General features: G+C 39.3%; 7 protein-coding genes. 2 read left to right on the top strand and 5 right to left on the bottom strand.

What is annotated here, in order from left to right:
• Positions 1-346: 346 nt before the first annotated feature.
• Together PHT93_RS05830 and PHT93_RS05825 are read left to right on the top strand one after the other, a co-directional pair.
• Positions 347-994, top strand: coding sequence for an HAD family hydrolase (locus PHT93_RS05830; protein WP_300240609.1), 648 nt, complete (start codon positions 347-349; stop codon positions 992-994).
• Between the two features lie 72 nt (positions 995-1,066).
• The gene (locus PHT93_RS05825; RefSeq protein WP_300240606.1) at positions 1,067-2,734 is read left to right on the top strand and encodes a formate--tetrahydrofolate ligase; all 1,668 of its coding nucleotides are present in this window, start codon (positions 1,067-1,069) and stop codon (positions 2,732-2,734) included.
• On the opposite strand, the gene PHT93_RS05820 is transcribed toward PHT93_RS05825, so the two are convergent.
• From PHT93_RS05820 to PHT93_RS05805, 5 genes are read right to left on the bottom strand one after another with little or no spacing between them, the layout of a single operon-like run.
• On the bottom strand, positions 2,731-3,762 hold the full coding sequence (locus PHT93_RS05820) for an FAD:protein FMN transferase (RefSeq protein WP_300240604.1): 1,032 nt from the start codon (positions 3,760-3,762) through the stop codon (positions 2,731-2,733). The genes PHT93_RS05825 and PHT93_RS05820 overlap by 4 nt on opposite strands.
• Positions 3,763-3,777: 15 nt before the next feature.
• Positions 3,778-3,924, bottom strand: a complete 147-nt coding sequence (locus PHT93_RS15155) for a manganese efflux pump (RefSeq protein WP_363318626.1) — start codon at positions 3,922-3,924, stop codon at positions 3,778-3,780.
• 53 nt (positions 3,925-3,977) lie between these two features.
• On the bottom strand, positions 3,978-4,502 hold the full coding sequence (locus PHT93_RS05815) for a nitroreductase family protein (RefSeq protein ID WP_300240602.1): 525 nt from the start codon (positions 4,500-4,502) through the stop codon (positions 3,978-3,980).
• The gene (locus tag PHT93_RS05810; protein ID WP_300240600.1) at positions 4,499-5,452 is read right to left on the bottom strand and encodes a glycosyltransferase family 2 protein; all 954 of its coding nucleotides are present in this window, start codon (positions 5,450-5,452) and stop codon (positions 4,499-4,501) included. The genes PHT93_RS05815 and PHT93_RS05810 overlap by 4 nt, the downstream gene beginning before the upstream one ends.
• A complete protein-coding gene (locus PHT93_RS05805; RefSeq protein WP_300240598.1) occupies positions 5,452-5,988 on the bottom strand; it encodes a DUF4199 domain-containing protein in 537 nt (178 codons plus the stop codon). Before PHT93_RS05805 ends, PHT93_RS05810 begins: the two co-directional genes overlap by 1 nt.
• Positions 5,989-6,000: the final 12 nt, after the last annotated feature.

Genomic DNA, 6,000 nt, shown 5'->3' with positions numbered 1-6,000 from the left:
TGAGGAAAAGTAATTGTTTCCATGCTATCTTACTTTTGAGGTTCGTTTGAACACAAAGGTAAACCATAGAACGAGAACTATTTACATCCTCTTGGGTGACTTTTTGGTCATGGAGGTTTCATACAATTAAATTAAGACCGATTATTTTTTTTATGTCTTTAAATCGGCTTCAAAAGTAGAGTTGTGAGATTAAGAGTCCATTTCACACCCATGACAAAATAGAATCAATTATGTAACGGTAATATAAAAAAGCATTTGGAAAAAACGTATTGCAGATTATATCAAAGGTACTTGTAACGATAATATTTGTGTAACTTTGCTTACCTAAACGAAATTAAACAAAAACATGAAGCAATTAGTGATATTTGACTTGGATGGAACCCTACTAAACACAATAGCCGATCTGGCGGCCAGTACGAATTATGCTTTGTCTCAGAATGACTTCCCGACTCATGACACTACGGCTTATAATTTTTTCGTGGGCAACGGCATAAATAAACTGTTTGAGCGTGCCTTACCGGAAGGAGCAAAGACTGAAGAAAATATACGTCGGATAAGAGAAACTTTCCTACCCTACTACGATAAACATTATACGGATTATAGTCTTCCTTATCCGGGCATTACAGACCTACTTGCGTCGCTTCGTGACAGAGGGATTAAGCTGGCCGTTGCTTCTAATAAATATCAATCGGCAACACAAGAATTAGTCCGTCATTTCTTTCCGAAGATCCCTTTTGAAATTGTTTTAGGACAACGAGAAGGCATTCCTGTCAAGCCGGATCCTGCTATAGTTAATGAAGTCTTAAATCATACAGGAATAGCAAAAGAGGCAACCCTTTATGTAGGTGACTCAGGGGTTGATATGCAAACTGTATTAAATAGTGGAGTTGACGGTGTAGGAGTTACCTGGGGCTTCCGTCCAAGGCAGGAGATAGAAACATTCGCTCCTAAGCACATTGTGGATGCTCCGTTAGATATCCTTTCTTTGTTGTAATACAATATATCTTAACAAAACTTATCAGTAGTTCTTTTTGTTATCATAGAACATCTTAAACAATAAATACGCATGAAATCTGACATCGAAATTGCAAGAAGTGTTTCTCTTAGTAAAATCAACGAAGTAGCGGATAAAGCCGGCGTTCCACATGAGGAAATCCTTAATCACGGTCATTTTATCGCAAAAGTTCCTCTCCATCTGATAAATGAGGACAAAATACGCAAAAACAATCTGATCCTTGTTACCGCAATAACTCCGACAAAGGCAGGAATAGGAAAAACAACAGTGTCTATTGGTCTGGCATTGGGACTTAATAGAATTGGGAAAAAAGCCATCGTTGCTTTACGCGAACCTTCACTCGGACCGTGTTTCGGCATGAAAGGTGGAGCTGCCGGAGGTGGCTATTCTCAAGTGCTTCCGATGGAAAATATTAACTTGCATTTCACCGGAGATTTTCATGCGATCACTTCCGCGCATAATATGATCACGGCTCTTTTGGACAATTATATATATCAAAACAGAAAGATGGGTACGGGTCTGAAAGAAGTGAAATGGAAACGTGTACTTGACGTAAATGACCGTAGCCTGCGCAATATAGTTACCGGTCTGGGAGGTACAGCAAACGGACTCCCTTCGGAATCCGGCTTTGATATTACTCCTGCTTCTGAGATCATGGCCGTTTTTTGTTTGGCTGATAGTTTAGATGATCTGAGACGCCGTATCGGAAATATTCTTTTAGGTTATACTTTTGAGAATACTTCTTTTACCGTAAATGATCTGGGGATTACCGGAGCTATTACGGCTTTATTGCAAGATGCATTACTCCCCAATTTAGTGCAAACAACAGAAAATACTCCGGCATTCGTACACGGAGGTCCTTTTGCGAATATTGCTCACGGGTGTAACTCTGTACTGGCTACAAAAATGGCTCTCACCTATGGAGATTATGTAATTACTGAAGCCGGCTTCGGTGCTGATCTCGGTGCTGAAAAGTTTTTCAATATTAAATGCCGTAAAAGCGGACTATCTCCCAAACTGACCGTTATCGTTGCGACTGCGCAAAGTCTGAAAATGCATGGTGGCGTAGCTGAAGATAAAATCAAGGAGCAAAATATAGAAGGTTTAAAGAATGGCTTGGCCAATTTGGATAAGCACATTGCCAACATGAAAAGTTTCGGCCAACAAGTAATTGTTACGTTTAATCGGTATGCTACAGATACAGATGAAGAGATTGCGCTGGTTGATGAACATTGCAGAAAACAAGGCGTTGGCTTTGCGATGAATACAGTCTTTGCTGAAGGAGGAAAAGGTGGAGAAGAATTGGCTCGTTTAGTTGCCGAAACTATTGATTCATCACCATCGGGAAAGTTGACATTTACGTATGAAGACGCAGATTCGATTCCTGTAAAAGTGCAGAAGATAGCGACTAAGATATATGGTGCAGCCTCTGTCGTTTACTCTTCCGCAGCAGAGAAAAAGATCAGACAGGTGGAGGAAATGGGACTATCCCACTACCCTATCTGTATTGCAAAAACACAATATTCTTTTTCAGCTGATCCTAAAGCTTACGGAGTGGCAAAAGACTTTGAGTTAACGGTAAGAGATATCGTAATCAACAGCGGATCAGAAATGATCGTTGTGATTATGGGTGAGATTATGCGGATGCCGGGACTTCCCAAAATTCCGCAGGCTCAGAAGATCGATGTCGTTGATGGGCTTATTGAAGGATTAAGTTAAGGGTTCTCTAATATAGCCAACTCTTTTCTATTCGGAAGGTATTTCAACATGCCTTCCGAATAAGAAAAACGATGTTTCCCGTCTTCATCAGCATAAATAAGGAAGTAGTCGATTTCGGGCACTTTCTTTGCTAATTCAGCAGCATGTTCCACACTCAGCACCATAAGGGCAGTAGCGTAGGCATCCGCAGTCATGCAATCATCTGCAACAACAGTTGCACTTAAAATTGATCTCTCTGCCGGATAACCGGTGTTTGGATCAATGGTATGGGCATATTTCTTACCATCCTTAATATAGTAGTTCCTGTAATTACCCGATGTAGCTACTCCTCCTTTTTTACAAAGTCGCACTATTTCTTCTACATTAATAGCCGCACCGGTAGCATCGTCATCCGGTCTATCAATGCCAACACTCCAGCAATTACCATTCTGATTGACACCTTTAACAACGATTTCACCACCTATATCAACCATATAGTTTTCTACACCTTGCCTTTCAAGCATATCGGCTATGATATCACAAGAGAAACCTTTGGCAATAGCCGAAGTGTTCAGAATAAGACGAGGGTCGTCCTTTACAATCTTTCCATTCTCAATCCGAATTTTAGTATAACCCACAAAGGTCTTTAAACTATCTATCATATGTTGTGACACACTATCCATGTTGGAAAAGCCAAATCCCCAGAGGTTTATTAGAGGAGCACAGGTTATATCAAAAGCTCCTCCACTCTTTTCGGATACTTCATGAGCTTTATTGAATACTTTCACAAACCAGTCGTCTAATTCTACCGGTTTATTTTCATTCACCTTCGTGATGATGGAGTTTGGATGAAAAGGATTCAACGACAAACTGAACTTCTGTAGTTCAGCATCAATTGAATCTGTCAAGATTTTATCAGACTGATATTTGATGGCATAGTATGTATGGAACACACTCCCTTTTTCTACATAATAGACCTTTTCCTTTTGGCAGGAATAAACAAAAAATTGAAGAATAACAACCAATAACAATACGCCTCGTTTACACATAAACTTGTTTTTTTATCATTTTAGGCCGCAATCAAGGTATGCTCCAACAGGATGATTCATTCTTTTTCCGAAATGATTTCCAAAACACACCCCGAAAACAGAGAGAACAAAGGTAATAATTCCAATAGTAGTAGCCGGCATCTGAATACTATAATTTAATATAGCAAAGATAGTCCGACAGCTAAAATCATCGTTTCAAAAAGTAACATTCTTCTTTAGAAAGACTCTCGTAACACTATCTCTGAGATTCCTTTTCTTTTCTTAGGAGTAGTTGTAAATATATCCGGGTTAGTAGGATAACCGATAGAAAGGATTGCGACCGGCTCTATATTCTCCGGCAAATTAAATGACGCGCGACATATTTCGGTATCAAAATTACAAATAATACAACTGCCTAAGTCGAGCTCTGTCGCAGCGAGACAAATATGTTCGATCACAATGCCCATATCAATGTCCAGATGATCTTTGTTATCTGTTTTTCGCTTCCACGATTCATCACGATTGCCACACACAAGAATAAATAACGGAGCCGGCTTTATCCATTCCCGAGGATAACAGGAATAAACGGCTTGCCGTCCTTTGTCTGATGTGATTACAACAAATCGCCAGGGTTGATAATTCACTGCAGAAGGAGCCAGTCTGCCCATATCCAGCAACTGATTGATCTTTTGTTCTTCTATTGGTTGAGAAGTATAATCGCGAACAGAAACTCTTTTCTGTACTAATTCAGGAAAAGTCATAATTCTGTCTCTATTTTATAATTATTTCTATTAGTAGCGTTTCTCGAAATCAACTCACCGATAAATCCCGCAAGGAACATCTGAGTTCCAAGAATCATAGCTGTTAGTGATATGTAGAAATATGGAGAACTGGTTACTAAAGGTCTTAAATCACCGGAAAACATTGAGGCCAACTTCATGCTTAACACGATAACAAGTGCGATAAAACCAACGACGAACATCACACTTCCCCACAGGCCAAAAAAGTGCATCGGTTTCTTACCGAATTTAGAAGTAAACCAAAGCGTAATTAAATCAAGATAGCCATTTATAAAACGATTCAATCCAAACTTAGTCGTTCCGTATTTACGCGCCTGATGTTGTACAACTTTCTCTCCTATTTTGTTAAAGCCTGCAATCTTTGCCAGATAAGGGATATACCGGTGCATATCGTTATAAACCTCTATATTCTTAATAACAATACTCTTATAAGCTTTTAATCCACAATTAAAGTCATGTAGATTGTGGATACCCGAAAACTTACGGGCTGTCGCATTGAATATTTTAGAAGGTAGATTTTTTGAGAATACAGGATCATAACGTTTCTTCTTCCAGCCGGAAACCAAGTCATATCCTTCCTCTTTCACCATACGGAAGAGTCCCGGTATTTCGTCCGGACTATCTTGTAAATCCGCATCCATAGTGATAACAACATCTCCTTCCGCGCGTTGAAACCCACAATGAAGGCCGGGTGATTTTCCATAATTACGCCGGAATTTAATCCCTTTAACATGTTCCGACTTCTGTTTAAGCTGCTCAATTACAGCCCAGGAATTATCCGTACTTCCATCATCAATAAAGATTACTTCATACGAATAATGATGTTCGTCCATAACCCGTTCAATCCATTCAAACAGTTCGGGAAGAGACTCTTCTTCATTATACAACGGAATAACAACTGATATATCCATTAGTCCTGCTTTCTATTATTTTTTGTTTTTATTTTTATCCGGGAGGTAATAGATGCCACAGGTAAAGAGACAAAAACACCGTATAAAACATTATTAAATATCCCCTGAAGGGTCATTTGTATCGGAGTAGGCTGCGACATAGACTCAACCGCTTTTTTTACATCTTCATTGACACCCGAATTACGGATAAGATCAATAGCTGAATTCAACGAGTCTGCGATATAATTAGGAGGTGCAAGATAGCGGTAAAAAACATAATGCTCTAACGAAACAACTAAGGCTGCAAAAAAGAAGATAAGAACACCCAATGTCCAGTCACGAGCGAAATTTCTGTTTTCCGGCACTAAAATGCTAAAATGTAAAATCAACAAAGCCAACAAAAAGGGAACGGAGAAAGTAAGCCCCCAATAAACAAAAGACAGAAAAGGATAGGAAATGCTCAGTATGAAGAACACATACTTAAAAGCCCAAAACAGCCCCAGAATAAGACCATATATCATGGCGCTTTTAAGCAAGAGATCTTTCACATCTTTCATATTATCCGCGTT

This window comes from Massilibacteroides sp. (genome assembly GCF_028705895.1).
Classification (GTDB): domain Bacteria; phylum Bacteroidota; class Bacteroidia; order Bacteroidales; family Tannerellaceae; genus Massilibacteroides.
The sequence above is the reverse complement of the archived record's forward strand: the minus strand, read 5'-3'. Positions and strand labels throughout refer to the sequence as shown.